We start from the raw sequence: 19730 nt of genomic DNA, 5'->3' as shown, positions 1-19730 counted from the left end.
CACAACCCCCCTTTGGCTGAATGTGGGGACCTCCCCCTCTTCTTGGAGTAGGGGGGAGGCGCGGTTCTTTGGCCTTCCCCTCCCGGGTGGACTGCGACCCCCGCCACGGATCGGGTCAGAGGCGCTCGGGGGTGCGGATACCGAGCAGCGCCATGCCCTGGTGCAGGGTGCGGGCCGTCACGTCGCACAGGAACAGCCGGTTCTCGACCTGCTCGGGGGTGTCCGCCTTGAGGACCGGGCACTCCGAGTAGAACGACGTGTAGTGCGACGCCAACTGGTAGAGGTACGCGGCCAGCTTGTGCGGCTCGTAGGAGGAGGCCACGTCCGCCAGCGTCTCGGCGAACCGGTCCAGGTGCAGGCCCAGCGCGCGCTCGGCCGGGGCCAGCGGGAGCTCCGGGTGCGCGACCGGCTCGGCGGAGCCCCGCTTGCGGATGATGGACCGGATACGGGCGTACGCGTACTGGAGGTAGACCGACGTGTCACCGTTCAGCGAGACCATCTGGTCAAGGTCGAACTTGTAGTCCCGGGACGCCGACGTCGACAGGTCGGCGTACTTGATCGCGCCGATGCCCACCTGGGCGGCCCGCTCGGCGACCTCGGCCTCGGTCAGGTCCGCGGACTTCTCCCGGACCACGACCGCGGCCCGGTCGATCGCCTCGTCCAGCAGGTCGACCAGCCGGACGGTCTCGCCCTCACGGGTCTTGAACGGCTTGCCGTCCTTGCCGAGGACCGTGCCGAAGGCGAGCTGCACGGCGTGGACCCGGTCGTTCAGCCAGCCCGCGCGGCGGGCGGTCTCGAAGACCATCTTGAAGTGCAGCGACTGGCGGGCGTCCACGACGTACACCAGGGTGTCGGCGCCCAGCTTCTGGACACGGTCGCGGATGGCCGACAGGTCGGTGGCCGCGTAGCCGTAACCGCCGTTGGACTTCTTGACGATCAGGGGGACGGGGTTGCCGTCCGGGCCCTTCACGTCGTCGAAGAACACGCACAGGGCGCCCTCGGAGCGGACCGCGACGCCGGACTCCTCCAGCAGGCGGCACGTCTCGTCGAGCATGTCGTTGTACCCGGACTCCCCGACCACGTCCGGGTCGTCGATCTCCATGTCCAGCTTGTTGAAGACCGAGTAGAAGTAGATCTTCGACTCGTCGACGAACCGCTGCCACAGCGCGAGGGTCTCCTCGTCGCCCGACTGGAGGGCCACCACGCGGTCGCGTGAGCGGGCCTTGAACTCCTCGTCGGAGTCGAACAGGGCGCGCGCCGCCTTGTAGAGGCGGTTGAGGTTGGACATCGCCTCCTCGCCGGAGACGTCCGCGTCGTCGTGGTCCAGCTCGTGCGGGTGCTCCATCAGGTACTGGATGAGCATGCCGAACTGGGTGCCCCAGTCGCCGATGTGGTGGCGGCGGATCACCTTCTCGCCCGCGAACTCCAAGATCTTGACCATGGCGTCGCCGATGACGGCGGAGCGGAGGTGCCCGACGTGCATCTCCTTCGCCACGTTCGGCTGGGCGTAGTCGATGACGGTCGTGCCCGCCCGCTCCGCGTGCGGCACGCCGAGGCGGTCGTCGGCGGCGCGAGCGGCCAGGGTCTCGGTGATCGCCTTGTCGGCGATGGTGATGTTGAGGAAGCCGGGGCCGGAGACCTCGATGTCCTTCAGGACGTCGTCGCCGCCGATCGTCTCGACGACCTTGGCCGCCAGCTCGCGCGGGTTGCCCTTGAGCTTCTTGGCCAGCGCCAGGATGCCGTTGGCCTGGAAGTCGGCCCGGTCGCTTCGTCGCAGCAGCGGGTCGGCGGAGCCGGCCTCCGGCAGGGCTGCCGAGAGGGCGTCCGCGAGGCGCTGCTGCACGGTCGAAGCGAGGGAAGGGACCGAGGCCATGAGCTTCCGTTCCTGTCGAGGTGGTGAATGCCTATTCCGGTTGTCAAGTGTCCCACGGGTCCGCAAGCTCTTTGCCGTGGCTTCGCCCGGCCTGTGGACAACCTCGGGGGACGTTGTTCCGTCTGGGAGAATGTCTTACGCCAGCCTTCGAGAAGACCGAGGAACCAAGGACGTGCCGATCGTGGCTCAGAGCAGCACCGAGACCGACTGGGTCTCCCGTTTCGCGGACGAGGTCATCGCCGAATCGGAGCGACGTGCGCCTGGGAAACCGGTCGTCGTCGCCTCGGGCCTGTCGCCCTCCGGCCCCATCCACCTGGGCAACCTCCGTGAGGTCATGACCCCGCACCTGGTCGCCGACGAGATCCGGCGCCGGGGGTACGAGGTCCGTCACCTGATCTCCTGGGACGACTACGACCGGTACCGCAAGGTGCCGGCCGGCGTCCCGGGTGTGGACGAGTCGTGGGGCGAGCACATCGGCAAGCCGCTGACCTCCGTCCCCGCCCCGGCCGGCTCCGCGTACCCGAACTGGGCGGAGCACTTCAAGGCCGGGATGATCGAGTCGCTGGCCGAGCTGGGCGTCGAGTACGACGGCATCAGCCAGACCGAGCAGTACACGTCCGGCGCGTACCGCGAGCAGATCCTGCACGCGATGCGGCACCGCGGGGCGATCGACGCGATCCTCGACCGGTACCGGACGAAGGACAAGGCGACCGGCAAGCCGAAGAAGCAGCAGCAGAAGCCGGTCGACGAGGCCGAGCTGGAGGCCGCCGAGGGCTCCGGCGCGGCCGGCGAGGACGACGGCTCCGGCGGTGCCGGGGGCTACTTCCCCTACAAGCCGTACTGCGGGCGGTGCGGCACGGACCTGACCACCGTCACCTCGTACGACGACGAGTCGACGGAGCTGGCCTACAGCTGCGCCTGCGGCTTCTCCGAGACGGTGAGGCTCAGCGAGTTCAACCGCGGCAAGCTGGTCTGGAAGGTCGACTGGCCGATGCGCTGGGCGTACGAGGGCGTGATCTTCGAGCCCAGCGGCGTGGACCACTCCTCGCCCGGTTCGTCGTTCGTGGTGGGCGGGCAGATCGTGCGCGAGGTGTTCGACGGCGTCCAGCCGATCGGTCCGATGTACGCGTTCGTGGGCATCTCGGGCATGGCGAAGATGTCGTCCTCCAAGGGCGGCGTGCCGACCCCGGCCGACGCGCTGCAGATCATGGAGGCGCCGCTGCTGCGCTGGCTGTACGCGCGCCGCAAGCCCAACCAGGCCTTCAAGATCGCCTTCGACCAGGAGATCCAGCGGCTGTACGACGAGTGGGACAAGCTGGAGGCGAAGGTCGCCGACGGCGGCGTGCTGCCGGCCGACGCGGCCGCCCACTCCCGCGCGGTGCGCACGGCCGCCGGTGAGCTGCCGCGGACGCCGCGTCCGCTGCCGTACCGGACGCTCGCCTCGGTCGTCGACATCACCGCTGGCCACGACGAGCAGACCCTGCGCATCCTGAGCGAGCTGGACCCGGCGAACCCGCTGTCCTCGCTGGAGGAGGCCCGGCCGCGGCTGGACCGCGCCGAGAACTGGATCTCCACCCAGGTCCCGGCCGACCAGCGCACCATCGTCCGCTCCGAGCCCGACACCGAGCTGCTCGGCTCGCTGGACGACGAGGGGCGCGAGTCGCTGCGCCTGCTGCTGGAGGGCCTGGACAGCCACTGGTCGCTGGACGGGCTCACCACGCTCGTCTACGGCGTGCCGAAGGTGATGGCCGGCCTCGACCCGGAGGCCAAGCCGACGCCGGAGCTGAAGGTCGCCCAGCGCACCTTCTTCGCGCTGCTCTACCAGTTGCTGGTCGGCCGGGACACCGGGCCGCGACTGCCCACGCTGCTGCTGGCGGTGGGCGCCGACCGGGTGCGCAAGCTGCTCGGCGCGTAGCGCGTGCCGCGGGACGGACGGAGGGCTCTCACCCTGAGGTGAGAGCCCTCCGGGCGTTCACTGCATCCTTCGGACGATCCGCGTCTCGGTCCGGCGCAGGACGCCTTCGGTCGCCGGGCGCGACACCGTGGAGCCATGAGGGAGACCGTGGCGGTCATCGGGTGGGTCACCGGCGTCCAGGGCGTGCTCGGCGTCGCCGGCCGGACTTTCGGGGACGGGCCGTGGGGCCTGCTGCACCAGTGGTGGGAGATCCCGACGGCCGGGTACGCCGCCCTCGCGGTCCTCGGCGCGGTCCTCGCCGTGTACGGGGAGACGGGCAAACTCCGCGCGCGGCGGTGAGCCGGGCGGCCTGCCGTCACGCGATGTGGTCGGCCGCGAGCTCCGCCTGGTAGTGCTTCTTGAACTCGGGCAGCAGGCGGCGCAGCAGGACCGCGCTGAGCGGGTGGCGGATGCCGTAGCCGTCGGCGAGGTGGATGTCGAGGACGTCCACGCTCGGCCAGTCGTTGTTCTCGTCGACGTACTGCTTGAACACCGGGTACGCGAGGCGGCCGAACTCCTCGGCGTCCGGGTCGGCGAACCCGGCCGCCTCGTCGGTCAGCGGCTCGCCGTCGGGACCGGGCGGAACCGGTACCGGGGCTGGCTCCTGGCCGTCGGCGTACGGCGGGGCGTAGTCGCGCTCGTAGGCGTCCTGCGGCAGCTGGGCGGCGGCGAACCAGGGGCTCACGTGGTTCGCGGGGACCGGGACCTCGGGCTGGGACTCGGGCTGGGGCTGGGGCTGGGGCTGCGGGGCGGGTTGCGCCTCGGGGTGCGGCGCCGGCTGCGGTTCGTGTTCCGCTTGCGCCCGCGGATCCGGCTGGGGCCGCGGGTGGTCGTGGGCCCGCGGCTGGTCCTCGTCGTCGGGGGTGCGGTGCTGCGGGAGCTCCAGCCCGGGTGCCGGATGCGTCTGCTGGAGGGGGTTCGGCGGCAGCAGCACCGGGTCGATGCCCGCCGCCGCCAGGCCCGCCGGGGCCGTCTCGGCTAGCGGCACGCCGTACTTCGCCAGCCGCAGCGGCATCAGCGCCTCCACCGGCGCCCTACGGCGCCAGGCCCTGCCGAAGCGGGCCTGGAGGCGCGCCTGGTAGATCAGCCGGTCCTGCTCCAGCTTGATGACCTGCTCGTAGGAGCGCAGCTCCCACAGCTTCATCCGGCGCCAGAGCCGGAAGGTCGGTACCGGAGAGAGCAGCCACCGGGTGAGGCGTACGCCGTCCATGTGCTTGTCGGCCGTGATGTCGGCGATCCGGCCGATCGCGTGCCGCGCGGCCTCCACGGCGACCACGAACAGCACCGGGATCACGGCGTGCATGCCCACGCCGAGGGGGTCGGGCCAGGAGGCGGCGCCGTTGAAGGCGATCGTCGCGGCCGTCAGCAGCCACGCCGTCTGGCGCAGCAGGGGAAACGGGATGCGCAGCCACGTCAGCAGCAGGTCCAGGGCGAGCAGGACGCAGATGCCGGCGTCGATGCCGATGGGAAAGACGAGCGAGAAGTCGCCGAATCCTTTCTTCTCGGCCAGCTCGCGCACCGCCGCGTACGAACCGGCGAAGCCGATGCCGGCGATGATCACCGCACCGGTGATGACGACGCCGATGAGTATTCGGTGTGTGCGTGTCAGCTGCATCGCGGCCACCCGCGATCCCCTCCCGTTGATGAGTCCGAGCGGGCAAAGCCTGGCACACGCGTGCGGAGCCCGGACCTCGGGGGAGGTCCGGGCTCCGCAAACAGCCGGGGAAGGGCTACTTGTTGGCCGCCGCGACCGCGGCCACCGCCTCCTTGGAGGCCTCGACCGCGTCCTCCATGAGGTCGGACGGGGTCGGGGTCTTGGCGCCCGCGTAGCCCGCGCCGTTGTAGGAGACGGTGATCAGCACGTTCTCCGTACGGGTCACGATCGCCGCGTACTTGAAGTCCTCGCCGGTCTTCTTCAGGCCGTAGCTGACGGCCGTCGACTCGTTGCCGACGCCGGCGGCGGGCGAGGTCTTGATGCTGGTGGCGCCCTCGGTCGCCTTCACCTTGGCGACTTCCTTGGTGTAGTTCGCCTGGGCGCGCTGCTCGCCGCTGCCGAGCGACGGGTCGGACTCGTAACGCAGGAGGGAGATGTCGAGCCAGCGGTACTGCGAGCCCTTGACGCCGTTGTCGTCCAGGCCGTTCCACGCGCAGCTGCCGCGGCTGTCGGTGTCGCTGGACTTGCCGGGCGTGCCCTTCTCGTTCTTCACTTCCGGCACCAGGTCCTCGACGGTCTCCCCGGTGATGGCCTTGCAGGCGTCGGGGAGCTGGGTGTACTTCGCGGGCGCGACGCTCGGCGTGGGCTTGGCGGCGGGCTGCGGCGAGGAGACGGCGGACGGCGACTGCGCGGACGCGTCGGTCCTGCCGCTCTTGTCGCCCGTGCTGTCGGAGTCCGACGAGCAGCCGGCGACGACGAGCATCACCGGTACGGCTGCGCAGGCGAGTATGCGGGTGAGTCGCGGGGCTGATCGGTGCATGGTTCCTTCAGTCGCTTGTCGTCGTACGGTCCTGCGGTCCTGCGGTCTGCGGTTCCGACACGGTAGCCCGAGTCGCCGCGTCCGCGGGGGCGCCCCCCGGCGGGTGGCGGGCGGGCGCCGGGGTCCGGCGGGGCCCGCGGGGGCGGCTACTCCTCGAGCTCCTCGGCGAGGTTCCGGGCCAGACCCTGCGCCTTTTCCTGCAGTTCCTTGCTGTCCGGCACCTCGGTGACGCGGGCTGGCTGCTCGCCGTACCGGATCGTCACGATGACGTTCGATGTGCGGAACACCACGCTCACGGTGCGGTGCTGCGCGGTCGAACCGGCGCGGTTGAGGACGTCGTCGAGGAACGCCGCGTCGGCGAGGTCGGCCAGCACGCGGGGCTCCAGCCCTTCGGGCGCGGCGCTGCCGCCGGGGCCGGGCGAGGAGGCGGCCGTCGCCCCGGCGGTGGGGGCCGTGCCGGTGGGGCCGGTCGTGGTCGGGGACTGCGACGCCTTGGCCGTGGTGGGCGCGGCGGGCGGGCCGGCGGCGGGGAGGCCGGCGGCGGCCTCCTTCTCCGCGTACACCTGCTGGGCGCGCTCGTCGTCGCTGACGGTCGGGTCGTAGGAGACGACGCGCTCGAAGTCGACGGTCAGCTGGTGCGAGGCGTCCGGGCCGTCGGTCTTCCAGCTGCACCCGGCGCGGCGGTCGGTGTCGTACGTGACGTCGGCGGTGCCCCGGTAGACCCGCTCGCGCTGCTGCTCGGGCAGCTGGGCGGCGCCGGGGAGGAGGTCCTTGAGCGTGGAGCGCTGGACCGAGCCGCAGGGTTCGAGGAGCGTGCGGTACTTGCCCGGCCGGCCGACGGTGTCCGCGGGGTCGCCGGCCTTGGAGTCGGTGGTGGCGCCGTCCGGTCCGGAGCCGGCGCTGCAGCCGGTGAGGCCGGTCACGCCGACGGTGAGCGCCGCGAGGAGTGCGGCCACACCGGGTACGTACGCCCTTCGCTGCACGGTCCCGGGCTCCTTTCGCTGTGGTGCCGGTCGGTACGGCCGGGTGCCGGCTGCCGGCTTCCCCGGGGAAAACGGGTTGCCCCTCGTCGCCGGCCGATGGACACAATGTGTATCGCACGCGCCGCCGTCGATGCCGGTCCTCTGTCTCTTTCGAGGACCTTGGTGCCGGTTTTTGCGCTTTTGGATTTATCGGGGGAATTGAGGGGTCATGTCGTACGTAGAGGTGCCGGGGGCGCAGGTCCCGATCCGCATGTGGGCCGATCCTTCGACGGTCGAGGACGGGGCCATGCGGCAGCTGCACAACGTGGCCACCCTGCCCTGGATCAAGGGTCTGGCCGTGATGCCCGACGTGCACTACGGCAAGGGCGCGACGGTCGGTTCGGTGATCGCGATGCACGGGGCGGTCTGCCCGGCGGCGGTCGGGGTCGACATCGGCTGCGGCATGTCGGCGGTGAAGACGTCGCTGACGGCCAACGACCTGCCCGGTGACCTCTCGCGGCTGCGCTCGAAGATCGAGCAGGCCATCCCGGTCGGGCGCGGTATGCACGACGACATGGTCGACCCCGGCCGGCTGCACGGCTTCCCGACGGCGGGCTGGGACGACTTCTGGTCGCGGTTCGACGGGGTGGCGGACGCGGTCAGATTCCGTCGCGACCGGGCGGCGAAGCAGATGGGGTCGCTCGGATCGGGGAACCACTTCATCGAGTTCTGTCTCGACGAGTCGGGAACGGTCTGGCTGATGCTGCACTCGGGCTCCCGGAACATCGGCAAGGAACTGGCCGAGCACCACATCGGCGAGGCGCGGAAGCTGCCGCACAACCAGGGGCTGGTCGACCGTGACCTCGCCGTCTTCGTCTCGGACACCCCGCAGATGGCGGCGTACCGCAACGACCTGTTCTGGGCGCAGGAGTACGCCAAGTACAACCGCGCGATCATGATGGCGCTCTTCCAGGACGTGGTCCGCAAGGAGTTCAAGAAGGCCAGGGTGACCTTCGACCAGGTCATCTCCTGCCATCACAACTACGTGGCGGAGGAGCGGTACGACGGGATGGACCTGCTGGTCACGCGGAAGGGCGCCATCCGGGCCGGCTTTGGCGACTTCGGGATCATCCCGGGTTCGATGGGCACCGGCTCGTACATCGTCAAGGGCCTCGGCAACGCGGCCTCCTTCAACTCCGCGTCGCACGGCGCGGGCCGGAAGATGAGCCGCAGCGCCGCGAAGCGGCGGTTCACCACCCGGGACCTGGAGGACCAGACGCGGGGTGTGGAGTGCCGCAAGGACTCCGGTGTGGTGGACGAGATCCCGGGTGCGTACAAGCCGATCGAGCAGGTCATCGACCAGCAGCGCGACCTGGTGCAGGTCGTGGCGAAGCTCAAGCAGGTGGTGTGCGTGAAGGGCTGACGCGCCCGGACGCGCGAAGGGCCCCGGCGGATCGGCGCCGGGGCCCTTCACCGTGCGTGCCGCGCCGGCGGTCACAGCTCCCGGTGGACCTTGCTGTTGGAGGCCTGGGCGCGGGGGCGGACGACCAGCAGGTCGATGTTGACGTGGGCGGGGCGGGTGACCGCCCAGGTGATGGTGTCGGCGACGTCGTCGGCGCTCAGGGGGTCGGGGACGCCCGCGTAGACCTTCGCGGCCTTCTCCGTGTCGCCGCGGAAGCGGGTGGTGGCGAACTCGTCGGTCTTGACCATGCCGGGGGCGATCTCGATGATGCGGACGGGGGTGCCGACGATTTCGAGGCGCAGTGTCTCGGCGAGGACGCGGGCGCCGTTCTTGGCGGCGACGTAGCCAGCGCCGCCCTCGTACGTCGCGTGGCCGGCGGTGGAGGAGACCACCACCACCGTGCCGGCGCCGCTCGCGGTGAGGGCGGGGAGCAGTGCCTGGGTCATGTGGAGCGTGCCGATCACGTTGACCTCGTACATCTGGCGCCAGTCGGCGGGGTCGCCGGTGGCGACGGGGTCCGCGCCGAGGGCGCCGCCCGCGTTGTTGACGAGGACGTCGACGGAGGGGAAGCGGTCGAGGCTCGCGGCGAAGGCGTCGACGGCGGGCCGGTCGGTGACGTCGAGGGCGTACGCCGTGGCGCGGTGGCCGGCGGCGGTGAGTTCGGCGGCGAGCGCCTTGACGCGGTCCTCGCGGCGGGCGGTGAGGACGACGTGGTGGCCGGCCTCGGCGAGCCGGCGCGCCGTGGCGGCGCCGATTCCGCTGCTCGCCCCGGTGACGACGGCGACGGGCGGGCCGGGGTGGCCGGGGGAGCCGACGGGGGTGGCGGCGGCGGTCATGGCGGTACTCCTCGCGCGGATCGAAGGCCGGTACGCGGCCAGCATATGGGCCGGGAAGATCGCGCCCGGGCGGCGGGGGAGCCGGGGCAGATATGGCCATATCGGTATGTTTTGGTCATGTTTGTCATGCGCAGGGGTCTGCTGGTGGTGTCCGTCGCCGTGGCGGTGGTGATGGGCGCGGGCGGTGGTGCCGCCGGAACGCCGGCCCCGGAGGCGGACGTGTCGCACCACGGCCACGTCACCTTCTGGGACGGGCGGCTCGACGTCGTGCTGCTGAGCGACAACCGCGGGCCGTCGGCGGTCGAGGACGTGACCGTCCGGCTGGCCTTCTCGGCGTCGCTGGCGGCGGGGCACCCGCTGCCGGGCGGCTGTGTGCGGGGCGGTGACCGGGAGGTGCTGTGCTCCACCGGGCCGCTGCGGGGGGACGGCACGCGCCGCGAGACGGCTCTGAGCCTGTGGGCCGCCGCCGGTGCGCCGCAGGAACTGACGATGCGGGTGGCCACCGCCTGGAACGGTGGCGCGACGGACCGGAACCCGGCCGACAACGACCACCAGGTGCTGGTCCTCGCCACCGGTGACCCCTACGTCTTCTGACGCGGTTCGCCGTCGCGGGGTCGCGGGGTCGCGGGGCCACGAGTCGCGGGGCCGCCGGCCGTCGGCCGCCGGGTCGCCGGTTGCCGCCGGGTGGTGGCGGAGGGGAGACTCGGGAGCGTGATCGTCGAACGTGCGTACGCCCATGCCGTCGCGTACGACGAGGGTGAGTGGCCCTGGTCGGTGCCGTGCGTGCGGCTGCTGATGGAGGAGGGGCTGCGGTTCACCGCGCCGGTGACCTTCCTGGTCGGGGAGAACGGCTCGGGCAAGTCGACCCTGGTGGAGGCCCTGGCCGAAGGTTTCGGGCTGGACTCCTGGGGCGGTTCGCACGACTGGCGGTACGCCACCCGGCGCGGGAAGTCGGTGCTTGGGGAGCGCATCCGGTTCGAGGCCGCACCCGGGGGGCGGCGCATGCTCGGCAGCCGGGCCGCCCGCAAGGGGTTCTTCCTGCGGGCCGAGACGGCCAAGGACGCGCTGGACCGCGAGGGCTTCGCGCCCGACGCGGTGAGCCACGGCGAGGGCTTCCTGGCGGCGTTCCGGGGGAAGTTCCTGGAGCCCGGGTTGTACGTGATGGACGAGCCCGAGGCGGCGCTGTCGTTCGGTTCCTGTCTCGAACTGCTGGGACACCTGGACCAGTTGGTGAAGCGGGGCGGACAGGTCATCTGCGCCACCCATTCGCCGTTGCTGACCGCGCTGCCGGGCGCGGACATCGTCGAGGTCGGGGAGCACGGGCTGCGGCGGGTGGAATGGCGGGAGTCGGCCCTCGTCGACCACTGGCGCCGCTATCTCGCCGACCCGCGGGCGTACTTGCGGCACGTACTCGACTGACGGGCGCGGTGGGAGCCGCCGGCACGCGGAATGGGAGAGCGGCTCAGTCCGAGGCCCAGGCGATGTAGCCGTCGGGGCGGACCAGCAGGGTGTCGTGGCGGGCGCTGTTCGCCCAGCTCGCCCGTATGACGCGGCCCGGCACGGGGGTGTGGGGCCCCTGGGGTGCGGCGCCCTGCGGGGCGACGAGGACGAACCGGCCCTGGCGGAGCAGTTCGTACAACCGCCCTTCGGTGAGCCGCAGGTCCGGAGCGCGCCGGCCCGTCAGGCGGTGGGCGCCGCGCCCTGCGCCGTACGCGATGCCGATGCCGGTGACCTGGCCCATGGCCCTGTCGGCCGCCGGGTGGACCGCGTTGAGGAAGCCGGCCCCAAGGGCGCGGGCGGCGCGCCAGGCTGGGCCGTGTGCCATGGCGAGGCGGACCAGTGCGCCGCTGCTGCGCAGCACCGTCGCGCCGACGGGGTGGCGCTCGGAGTGGTAGCTGTCGAGCAGCGCCTCGGGGTCGGGGGCCTCCCCGCGCAGGACGGAGACGAGCTTCCAGGAGAGGTTGGCCGCGTCCTGAAGGCCGGTGTTCAGACCCTGGCCGCCGGCCGGGGAGTGGACGTGCGCCGCGTCCCCGGCGAGGAAGACGCGGCCGGTCCGGTAGGCGGGGACCTGGCGCTCGTCGCTGTGGAAACGGGAGATCCAGCGGGCGTCGTGCATCCCGAAGTCCGACCCGAGGGTGAGCCGGGCGATGTCGCGCACCTCGTCGAGGTCGACCGGCTCGCTGTCGGCGACCTGGCGGTGGCGGTTCCAGCCCATGACGCGGTACCAGCCGTCGCCGAAGGGGGCGACGAAGGCGAACGTGTCGCCGGTGCCGCCGGCGGTGACCACCTCTCCGGGCTCCTCGGTCAGGCGGACGTCGGCGAGCACGATCGAGCGGATGACCGAGCGGCCGGGGAACGGCAGGCCCAGCTCGTGGCGCACGCCGCTGCGGTGGCCGTCGGCGCCGACCAGGTAGCGGGTCCGCAGGGTGGCCCGGGTCCCGTCGGCGGCCGTGACCTCGGCCGTCACCGTGTCGGCGTTCTGCCGCAGGGCGCGCAGCTCCGTGCCGTACCGGAACTCCGCACCCGCGGCGACGGCGCGGCGCTCCAGCAGGCGCTCCACCTCGTACTGCGGGGTGATGAGCAGGAAGGGGAACCGGGAGCGCAGCCGTGACAGGTCGAGCGTCAGCCTGCGGAAGAGTCGCAGTTCCGCGACCGGGGTGCCGGTCTTCACGAGCTCGTCGGCGAGGGCCCTGGCGTCGAGCAGTTCCAGGGTGCGGGCGTGCACGCCGAAGGCGCGGGTCATGTTGCTGATCCCGGGCGGCCGGCGCTCGACGAGCGTCACCCTCAGGCCCGCCGAGGCGAGGTCTCCGGCGAGCAGCAGGCCCGTCGGGCCCGCGCCCACGACGATGACGTCGGTCTCCGTGCCGGTCGTGCCGTTCATGGCTGCCTCCTGGTTGCCGAGCGTGCGTGCTGGGTCAACAACTGCCGGTCACCGCATGACGCGGCCACCGCGTGCCGGCCGTCACGAGCCGGTCGGTCCATGACGGGGCTCCGATGGTCAACGCCCGTTGGTCAACGCTTGTTGGCAACGGTAGCCCGGCGCCGCTGGCGTGTCAACGGTCGTTGGCCTACAGTTGTTGGCATGACGTCTCCGCGCCGTTCCGACGCCACCCGCGCCGCCATCCTCGAGGCCGCCCGGGAGCGGTTCGCCGCTGAGGGGTACGAGCGCGCCACCATCCGCTCCATCGCCCGCGATGCGCGGATCGATCCGTCGATGGTGATGCGCTACTACGGCAACAAGGAGGGGCTGTTCGCCGCCGCCTCCGAGATCGACCTGCATCTGCCCGACGTCGGGGCGCTGCCCGCCAGGCACGTGGGCGCGGTCCTGGTCTCCCACTTCCTCGACCGCTGGGAGCAGGACGACGTGCTGACCGGCGTGCTGCGGGTCGGCGTCACCAATGACGCGGGCGCCGAGCGGATGCGCAGCGTCTTCAGGGCGCAGCTCGGTCCCATCGCGGCCGGGGTCTGCCCCGACCCGGCCGACGCCCCGCGCCGGGCGGCGCTCGTGGCCTCGCAGATCCTCGGCATGGCGATGGCCCGGTACGTGCTGCGGCTGCCGCCGGCCGTCGAGATGTCGCGCGAGGAGGTGGTCGCCTGGCTCGCGCCGACCGTGCAGCGGTATCTGACCGCGGAGGAGCCGTAGGCCCGGTTCCGTACACTCCCCGCATGGTGCAGAGGAAGCGGCTGATGGCCGACCTGTCCGGTGAGGCCCGCCGTCACATGGCCGCATACGCCCTGTTCAACCAGGCCCTCGCCGACCACTTGCGCCTGCACCCCACCGACGTGCAGTGCCTGAACCTGCTCGGCCTGGAGAAGGAGCCCGTCACCACCGGCCGGGTCGCCGAGCTGACCGGGCTCACCACCGGGTCCGCGACCCGGCTCGTCGACCGGCTGGAACGGGCCGGGTACGTCACGCGCGAGCGCGACGCCCAGGACCGGCGGCGGGTGCTGGTGGCCACCGTGCCGGAGCGGATGGCCGAGTTCGGCGCTGTCTGGGAGCGGCTGAACGCCCCCTGGGCGGCGATGTTCGACGCCTACACCGACGACCAGCTGGTCTTCCTCACCGCCTACATGCGGCGCACCGTCGAGGTCGGCGCCGCGCAGATCGAGCGCCTGCGCGCGGACACGCCGAACTAGACAGCCGCGTCGCCGAATTCGCGCAGCGCGTCCTCGACGATCGCCTCAAGACGGGCGTGGTGCGCCCCACGCCAGTACACCCGGTCGCACGCGGTGCACTGCGCGAACACGTCGTACGTCCGCCGCGTGCCCTGCTCCAGCCGCTCGCGCACCGCGTCCTTGTCGGCGTCCGTGAGCGGCCCGTTGCAGGCCGTGCAGCGCTTCCAGGGGGCGAGCCGCGGGGCGAACCGCTCCAGCACGTCCCGCAGCTGGTCGTCCGGCTGGTCGCTGTAGACGTACGCCCCGGCCCACAGCTCGCGGCGGCGCAGCAGCCCCCGGTCGCGCGACAGCATCACACGCCGCTCCTCCGCCGACCACGTGGCCAGCGCCGCGTCGCCGATGTCCTCGCTCTCGTACGCCGCGTCCACGCCCAGCAGCCGCAACCGGCGGGCCAGCGTGCCGAGATGGACGTCGAGGAGGAACCGGAGCGGCGCCCCCGGCACCCGCTGCGGCCGCTCGACACCCAGCACCTGGACGTGCTCGCCGGCCGCCGGGATGTGCGCGGGCGTGACCGGCCGGCCGTCGACCAGCAGCCGGCCCGCCTCCGTGAGCGGTACGCCGAGCGACTCGACGACGTGGCCGAGGGTCGACACCCCGTCGGTGGCCACGGCGGAGCGTCCCGCCCGGCGGCGGGCGGCGACGAAGAGCCCCAGGCCGGGCGCGAAACTGATGTGGATCTCCGGTCCGTTCACGTGGTCAGCATGCCACCGGGCGCGCCGGGCGAGCCAGGACGTTTCCGCGGTCCGGCGGCCCCCGCGACGGCCACCCGGCACCGGGCCGGACGCTCAGGGGCGGAACGCCTCGGCGTGGTCGGCCGCCCACCGCGCGAAGGTGCGGGCCGGCCGCCCGGTCAGCTCCTCGACGGTCCGGGTCAGCGGCACCGGCGCCGCCTCGGAGGCGCTCCAGAACTCCAGCAGCGCGTCCGCGAACCGCGCCGGTACGTACTCCGCTACCGAGGCCTTCCACTCCTCCGGCGTCATGGTGCCGACCTCGATCCCGCGCCCGGCGGCCCGCCCGATGATGCCGAGCTGCTCGGCGAAGGTGAGGGCCTCGGGCCCGGTCAGGACATGGGACGAGCCGCGCAGCCGGTCGTCCGTGAGGACGGTGTACGCCGCCTCCGCGATGTCCGCCTCATGGATCGGGTCGGCGACCGCCTCCGGATGGGGGAGGCGTACGACGCCCGCCGACCTCACCGCCGGGGCCCACCGCAGGGCGTTGGAGGCGAACGCCCCCGGCCGGAGGTACGTCACGTCGAACGGGCCGTCGGCCGACGCGGCGGCCAGGGAGCGTTCGACCGCCAGGTGGGACGCGGCGATCGGGTTCACCTCGGCGTCGGGGGACAGGACGGAGCTGGAGGAGAGCAGCACGATGTGCCGCACGCCGGCGGCGCGCGCCTCGGCGGTGAAGGCGTCGATGTGCTGGGGGTCCGCGTACAGGAACACGGAGTCGACGCCGTCGAGGGCCGCGGGGAACGTGCTCGGGTCGCCCAGATCGCACCGTACGGTCCCGACCCCGGCGGGCGGGGTGAGGCCGGCCGGGTCGGCGGACGCGGCCCGCACCGTGATGCCGGAGCCCGCACGCGCACCCGGGCCGGAGCCCGCACCCGGGCCGGAGCCCGCACCCGGGCCGGAGCCCGCACCCGGGCCGGAGTCGGGGCGTGATCCGGGGGCGGTGCCTCGGTCGGCGCCGTGGCCGGTGCCATGGGCGCGCAGGAGGGTGATCAGCGCGGAGGCGACGCGGCCGCGGCTTCCGGTGACGAGAACGGTCATGACCAGGAACCCTTCATAGTCTGCATCTCGCATAATCTGCGTGACGCAGATAAATATCCGGTCGGCCGAGCGGTCCGGTCAACCCGATTTCCCGCTCCCCCGCCACCCGGTCCGCCCCCCTCCCCGCGGCGGGGTGCCTACGCCCCGGCGACCGGTGACGACCTCACGATCGCCCGTCCTCGACCGCCGGGCCGCCCGCTTCCAGGTCCAGCCGCCAGTCGTTGGTCCGCAGCAGGTGCCCCGCTGGGTATTCGAAGTCCCGCTCGCCCAGCAGTACGAAGCCGGCCTTCCGGCAGACCGCGTTGGACGCGCCGTTGTCCACGGACGGGAAGGCGTGCAGGTAGCGGTGCTTGCGCGCCGCCCGGGCCCGCTCCGCCACGGCCGCCGTCGCCGCCGTCGCCACGCCCCGGCCCTGGAAGCCGCCCAGCACGGACCAGCCGGTCTCGTACACCCGTACGCCGTCCCAGGTCTGCTCCCAGAAGCCGATCACCCCCGCGGGTACCCCCTCCGGCTCCAGGACGATCCGGAACATCCGGCCGGCGCCGGTCCGGTCCCCGCTCAGGTCCACGTACCGCTGGTGCCGCTTGACCAGCTGGTCCTCGGTCTCGGGACCGCCCAGGTGCTCCATCAGCTCCGGCGCGTTGACCGCGCGGAGCAGCTCGAAGTCCCGCTCCGACCACGCCTCGATGCGCACCGGTAACACGTCACGTCCCATATCGGCACTCTAGGACGGCCCTCTGACAACGCCCGGGCCGCCGGCGGACGTCCCGCGCCTGCCCGGCGGACGTCCCGACCCCGCCCCTACGGCCAGACCAGGCAGTACGGCTGGTGCCCCGCCTCGTGCAGGCGGACCGAGAAGTCCTGCCATTCGTGCAGCAGTTGGTACACGTTGAACGCGTCCCGCGGCCCGCCGCGGTCCGGGACGGTCGACCAGATGAAGGCCGCCGCGCCCACCGACTCCTCGCCGACGCCGCGCAGCGGGTCGACCACCGTCATGGGCAGCTTGACCACCGCGTAGTCGGGGTGCAGTACCACCAGCTCCAGCGGCGGCACCTTGTGCAGCGGCATTCCCTGGATGCCGGTGAGCACCATCGCGGCTATGGTCTCCGGCTTGATCTTGGTGAACATGCCGCCCATGCCCAGCTCGTCGCCGCCCAGTTCCTCGGGCCGCATGGAGATGGGTACGCGGGCGGCGGTGGCGCCGTTGGGCGCGCCGAAGTACTTGTAGGTCACCCCCATGCCCCGGCCACCCCCGCCTCCGCTCCCGACCGGACCGACCGGGCCCAGGGCGGCTCTGTCCTGCTCGCGCCGGTGCTTCCCCCGCCGGGCACGCTCAGGACCCAGGTCGTCGGTCCCCTCGCCCAGTCCGCCACCGCGATGCATATCTCCACCCGACTGCTTTTTAGGTAACACAGCCCCCGCCGCGCAACCCGATCATCGTGACAGTGACCTCCCCCACGAACGTGTGGTGAAACACCTGTCCGCAAGAACGTCCGGGCCTCTGACACCATGGATTCCGTGAGCATTCCCTATGACGCCCCAGTTTCGCAGACCCGGAGGTCCGGCGCCTCGTCGTAATCAACGTCGCGGACAGGCGTGCCGTTCACGGAGGGCCCACTCCCCCGCCCCGGCCGCCATGCCCGAGCATTGCTGCCGTCAACTCGTTCTCGCAGGTCAGGACCAACGTGCCGTACTCATACGAAGCCCCAGTCTCACAGACGCTTTTCGACCGCGCGTCCCTCGTGACGCCCGGCGGCGTGAACTCTCCCGTGCGTGCCTTCCGGGCCGTGGGTGGTACGCCCCGGTTCATGGTGTCCGGTACGGGTCCGTACCTCACGGACGCGGACGGGCGCGAGTACGTCGACCTCGTCTGCTCGTGGGGGCCGATGATCCTCGGCCACGCCCACCCCGAGGTGATCGCCGCGGTCCAGGACGCGGTCTCGCGCGGCACGTCCTTCGGTACGCCCGGTGAGGGCGAGGTCGCGCTCGCCGAGGAGATCGTGGCCCGGATCGCCCCGGTCGAGCAGGTGCGGCTGGTGTCGTCGGGCACCGAGGCCACCATGTCGGCGATCCGGCTGGCCCGCGGCTTCACCGGCCGCGCCAAGGTCGTGAAGTTCGCCGGCTGCTACCACGGGCACGTGGACGCGCTGCTGGCCGCCGCCGGCTCCGGGGTCGCCACGTTCGGCCTGCCGGACACGCCGGGCGTCACCGGCGCGCAGGCGGGCGACACGATCGTCCTGCCGTACAACGACCTCGACGCCGTGCGCCGGGCGTTCGCCGCGCACCCCGGCGAGATCGCCTGTGTGATCACCGAGGCGTCGCCCGGCAACATGGGCGTGGTCCCGCCCCGCGACGGGTTCAACCAGGGACTGAAGGACCTGTGCGCCGCGAACGGCGCGCTGTACATCTCCGACGAGGTCATGACCGGCTTCCGTACGTCGAAGGCCGGCTGGTACGGCGTCGACGGCGTCGCCCCCGACCTGATGACCTTCGGCAAGGTCATGGGCGGCGGCTTCCCGGCCGCTGCGTTCGGTGGCCGCGCCGACGTCATGGCGCACCTGGCCCCGGCCGGACCGGTCTACCAGGCGGGCACCCTGTCCGGTAACCCCGTCGCCACCGCGGCGGGCCTCGCGCAGCTGCGGCTGCTGGACGACGCCGCGTACGAGAAGGTGAACGCGGTCTCGCGGGAGATCCAGGGCCTGGTGACCGAGGCGCTGGGCAAGGAGGGCGTGGCCCACCGCCTCCAGACGGCGAGCAACATGTTCTCCGTCTTCTTCACCGACTCCGAGGTCGTTGACTACGACGACGCGAAGAAGCAGGAGGCGTTCCGCTTCACCGCGTTCTTCCACTCCATGCTGGCGCAGGGCGTCTACCTGCCGCCGTCCGCCTTCGAGTCGTGGTTCGTCTCCACCGCGCACGACGGGCGCGCGGTGGAGCGGATCGCGGCCGCGCTGCCGGCCGCCGCGCGTGCCGCCGCGGAGGCCACGGCATGAGCACCGGCGAGAACCGCGACATCACCGTCGTCCACCTGATGCGCCACGGCGAGGTCCACAACCCCGACGGGGTCCTGTACGGGCGCCGGGCGGGCTACCACCTGTCGGACCTGGGCCGTCGGATGGCGGACCGGGTCGCCGAGCACCTGGCGGGCCGGGACGTGACGCACGTCGCCGCCTCCCCGCTGGAGCGGGCGCAGGAGACCGCCCAGCCGATCGCCAAGTCCCACGGGCTGGACCTCGTCACCGACGAGCGGCTGATCGAGGCGGGCAACGTCTTCGAGGGCAAGACGTTCGGCGTCGGCGACGGCGCGCTGCGCCGGCCCGCCAACTGGCGGCACCTGACCAACCCGTTCCGCCCGTCGTGGGGCGAGCCGTACATCGACCAGGTCGTCCGGATGATGGGCGCCCTGAACGCGGCGCGGGACGCGGCGCGCGGGCACGAGGCGGTCTGCGTCAGCCACCAGCTGCCGATCTGGATCGTGCGGAGCTTCGTGGAGCGGCGCCGGCTGTGGCACGACCCGCGCCGCCGGCAGTGCACGCTCGCGTCCCTGACCACGTTCACGTACCAGGGCGACCGGATCGTCTCGGTCGGCTACAGCGAGCCCGCCCGTGATCTCGTACCGCCGCACCTGCTGGCGGGCGCCAAGCCGGTCAAGGGCAAGTCCAAGGCGTTCGGCGCCTGACGTCCGGTACGCCGCCGGGGCGCCCGGCCGCCCCGGCGGCGGCCCCCGCGGCGGACCGCACGTCGCCCCGGTCGTCGGGCGGTCCCGCCCGGGGCCGCCCGCGGCGATCGCCGGGTGGCGGCACAGGCGGGTAATCGCCTCGTCACGCAGAAGATCGTGTGGTAATCACGGGAACCGTCCCCTTCGTTCGCCCCTCTCTCCCATTGCCGGTTTGGAAGGTATGTCCGGCACGGAACGAGCGCGGATGGGGACGATATGCGCGGGATCAGTCGAAGGGGCCTCCTGGGAGCCGGTGTCGGAGCCGCGGCGGCGATCGGAGCCGGCGGCTGCGGCCTCGTCGGCGGCTCGGACAAGCCGGCGGACCGGCCCGGCGGGGGCGGTGGCCGGAACGGTACGGGTGATCCGGCCCCCGGCAAGGTGGTGGGGCGCCTGCTGGGCGACGGTTCCACGTCCGACACCGGAAAGCAGCCGAACCAGCCCGGCAAGCCCGTTCCCCTGGAACCGGGCCAGACCCCGCCGCAGTTCGTCATCTTCTCCTGGGACGG

19 protein-coding genes and 1 pseudogene are annotated in these 19730 nt (G+C 72.4%); 10 read left to right on the top strand and 10 right to left on the bottom strand.

Annotated elements, in window-relative coordinates:
- Nucleotides 1-115: 115 nt before the first annotated feature.
- Nucleotides 116-1873 (bottom strand): arginine--tRNA ligase, encoded by a 1758-nt coding sequence (gene argS / locus AC07DW_RS27600; protein ID WP_478860391.1) that lies wholly within the window; start codon nt 1871-1873, stop codon nt 116-118.
- Nucleotides 1874-2045: 172 nt separating this feature from the next.
- Between argS and lysS the strand changes: the two genes are divergently transcribed.
- On the top strand, nt 2046-3788 hold the full coding sequence (gene lysS, locus AC07DW_RS27595; protein WP_478860390.1) for a lysine--tRNA ligase: 1743 nt from the start codon (nt 2046-2048) through the stop codon (nt 3786-3788).
- A gap of 135 nt (nt 3789-3923) precedes the next feature.
- Nucleotides 3924-4127, top strand: coding sequence for a hypothetical protein (locus tag AC07DW_RS27590; RefSeq protein ID WP_478860389.1), 204 nt, complete (start codon nt 3924-3926; stop codon nt 4125-4127).
- Nucleotides 4128-4143: 16 nt separating this feature from the next.
- On the opposite strand, the gene AC07DW_RS27585 is transcribed toward AC07DW_RS27590, so the two are convergent.
- The 3 genes from AC07DW_RS27585 to AC07DW_RS27575 all read right to left on the bottom strand — a co-directional run bounded on the left by AC07DW_RS27585 (nt 4144) and on the right by AC07DW_RS27575 (nt 7284).
- Nucleotides 4144-5442, bottom strand: coding sequence for a DUF2637 domain-containing protein (locus AC07DW_RS27585; RefSeq protein WP_478860388.1), 1299 nt, complete (start codon nt 5440-5442; stop codon nt 4144-4146).
- Between the two features lie 115 nt (nt 5443-5557).
- Nucleotides 5558-6301, bottom strand: a complete 744-nt coding sequence (locus AC07DW_RS27580; protein WP_478860387.1) for a DUF3558 family protein — start codon at nt 6299-6301, stop codon at nt 5558-5560.
- Between the two features lie 146 nt (nt 6302-6447).
- Complete coding sequence (locus AC07DW_RS27575; RefSeq protein WP_478860386.1) at nt 6448-7284, bottom strand: DUF3558 domain-containing protein; 837 nt, start codon at nt 7282-7284, stop codon at nt 6448-6450.
- A gap of 208 nt (nt 7285-7492) precedes the next feature.
- Here AC07DW_RS27575 and AC07DW_RS27570 point away from each other — a divergent pair, with 208 nt between their 5' ends.
- Nucleotides 7493-8686 (top strand): RtcB family protein, encoded by a 1194-nt coding sequence (locus AC07DW_RS27570; RefSeq protein WP_478860385.1) that lies wholly within the window; start codon nt 7493-7495, stop codon nt 8684-8686.
- Nucleotides 8687-8757: 71 nt separating this feature from the next.
- Here the strand turns inward: AC07DW_RS27570 and AC07DW_RS27565 are convergent, their stop codons facing one another.
- Nucleotides 8758-9561: an SDR family NAD(P)-dependent oxidoreductase gene (locus tag AC07DW_RS27565; RefSeq protein WP_478860384.1), complete on the bottom strand. Its 804-nt coding sequence runs from the start codon at nt 9559-9561 to the stop codon at nt 8758-8760.
- A gap of 117 nt (nt 9562-9678) precedes the next feature.
- Here AC07DW_RS27565 and AC07DW_RS27560 point away from each other — a divergent pair, with 117 nt between their 5' ends.
- Nucleotides 9679-10155: a hypothetical protein gene (locus AC07DW_RS27560; protein WP_478860383.1), complete on the top strand. Its 477-nt coding sequence runs from the start codon at nt 9679-9681 to the stop codon at nt 10153-10155.
- A gap of 117 nt (nt 10156-10272) precedes the next feature.
- Nucleotides 10273-10980: an AAA family ATPase gene (locus tag AC07DW_RS27555; RefSeq protein WP_478860382.1), complete on the top strand. Its 708-nt coding sequence runs from the start codon at nt 10273-10275 to the stop codon at nt 10978-10980.
- Between the two features lie 43 nt (nt 10981-11023).
- On the opposite strand, the gene AC07DW_RS27550 is transcribed toward AC07DW_RS27555, so the two are convergent.
- On the bottom strand, nt 11024-12442 hold the full coding sequence (locus tag AC07DW_RS27550) for an FAD-dependent oxidoreductase (RefSeq protein ID WP_478860381.1): 1419 nt from the start codon (nt 12440-12442) through the stop codon (nt 11024-11026).
- Between the two features lie 201 nt (nt 12443-12643).
- Between AC07DW_RS27550 and AC07DW_RS27545 the strand changes: the two genes are divergently transcribed.
- Together AC07DW_RS27545 and AC07DW_RS27540 are read left to right on the top strand one after the other, a co-directional pair.
- Complete coding sequence (locus AC07DW_RS27545) at nt 12644-13204, top strand: TetR/AcrR family transcriptional regulator (RefSeq protein ID WP_478860380.1); 561 nt, start codon at nt 12644-12646, stop codon at nt 13202-13204.
- A gap of 23 nt (nt 13205-13227) precedes the next feature.
- Nucleotides 13228-13698: a MarR family winged helix-turn-helix transcriptional regulator gene (locus AC07DW_RS27540; protein ID WP_478860379.1), complete on the top strand. Its 471-nt coding sequence runs from the start codon at nt 13228-13230 to the stop codon at nt 13696-13698.
- Here the strand turns inward: AC07DW_RS27540 and AC07DW_RS27535 are convergent.
- The 4 genes from AC07DW_RS27535 to AC07DW_RS27520 form a co-directional block, all read right to left on the bottom strand.
- The gene (locus AC07DW_RS27535; RefSeq protein WP_478860378.1) at nt 13695-14429 is read right to left on the bottom strand and encodes a Mut7-C RNAse domain-containing protein; all 735 of its coding nucleotides are present in this window, start codon (nt 14427-14429) and stop codon (nt 13695-13697) included. The two genes, AC07DW_RS27540 and AC07DW_RS27535, sit on opposite strands and share 4 nt — an antisense overlap.
- A gap of 93 nt (nt 14430-14522) precedes the next feature.
- Nucleotides 14523-15506, bottom strand: coding sequence for an NAD(P)H-binding protein (locus tag AC07DW_RS27530; RefSeq protein WP_478860377.1), 984 nt, complete (start codon nt 15504-15506; stop codon nt 14523-14525).
- Between the two features lie 163 nt (nt 15507-15669).
- On the bottom strand, nt 15670-16221 hold the full coding sequence (locus AC07DW_RS27525) for a GNAT family N-acetyltransferase (protein ID WP_478860376.1): 552 nt from the start codon (nt 16219-16221) through the stop codon (nt 15670-15672).
- 86 nt (nt 16222-16307) lie between these two features.
- On the bottom strand, nt 16308-16889 hold the full coding sequence (locus AC07DW_RS27520; protein ID WP_478860375.1) for a hypothetical protein: 582 nt from the start codon (nt 16887-16889) through the stop codon (nt 16308-16310).
- A gap of 302 nt (nt 16890-17191) precedes the next feature.
- Here AC07DW_RS27520 and hemL point away from each other — a divergent pair, with 302 nt between their 5' ends.
- The 3 genes and pseudogenes from hemL to AC07DW_RS27505 form a co-directional block, all read left to right on the top strand.
- Nucleotides 17192-18499, top strand: coding sequence for a glutamate-1-semialdehyde 2,1-aminomutase (gene hemL / locus AC07DW_RS27515; protein WP_478860374.1), 1308 nt, complete (start codon nt 17192-17194; stop codon nt 18497-18499).
- On the top strand, nt 18496-19185 hold the full coding sequence (locus AC07DW_RS27510) for a histidine phosphatase family protein (protein WP_478860373.1): 690 nt from the start codon (nt 18496-18498) through the stop codon (nt 19183-19185). Before hemL ends, AC07DW_RS27510 begins: the two co-directional genes overlap by 4 nt.
- A 255-nt stretch (nt 19186-19440) precedes the next feature.
- Nucleotides 19441-19730, top strand: a pseudogene (locus AC07DW_RS27505) (hypothetical protein); the annotation flags it as partial.

This window comes from Streptomyces sp. NPDC045701, assembly GCF_056432045.1.
This window is presented reverse-complemented; position numbering and strand designations above follow the sequence as displayed.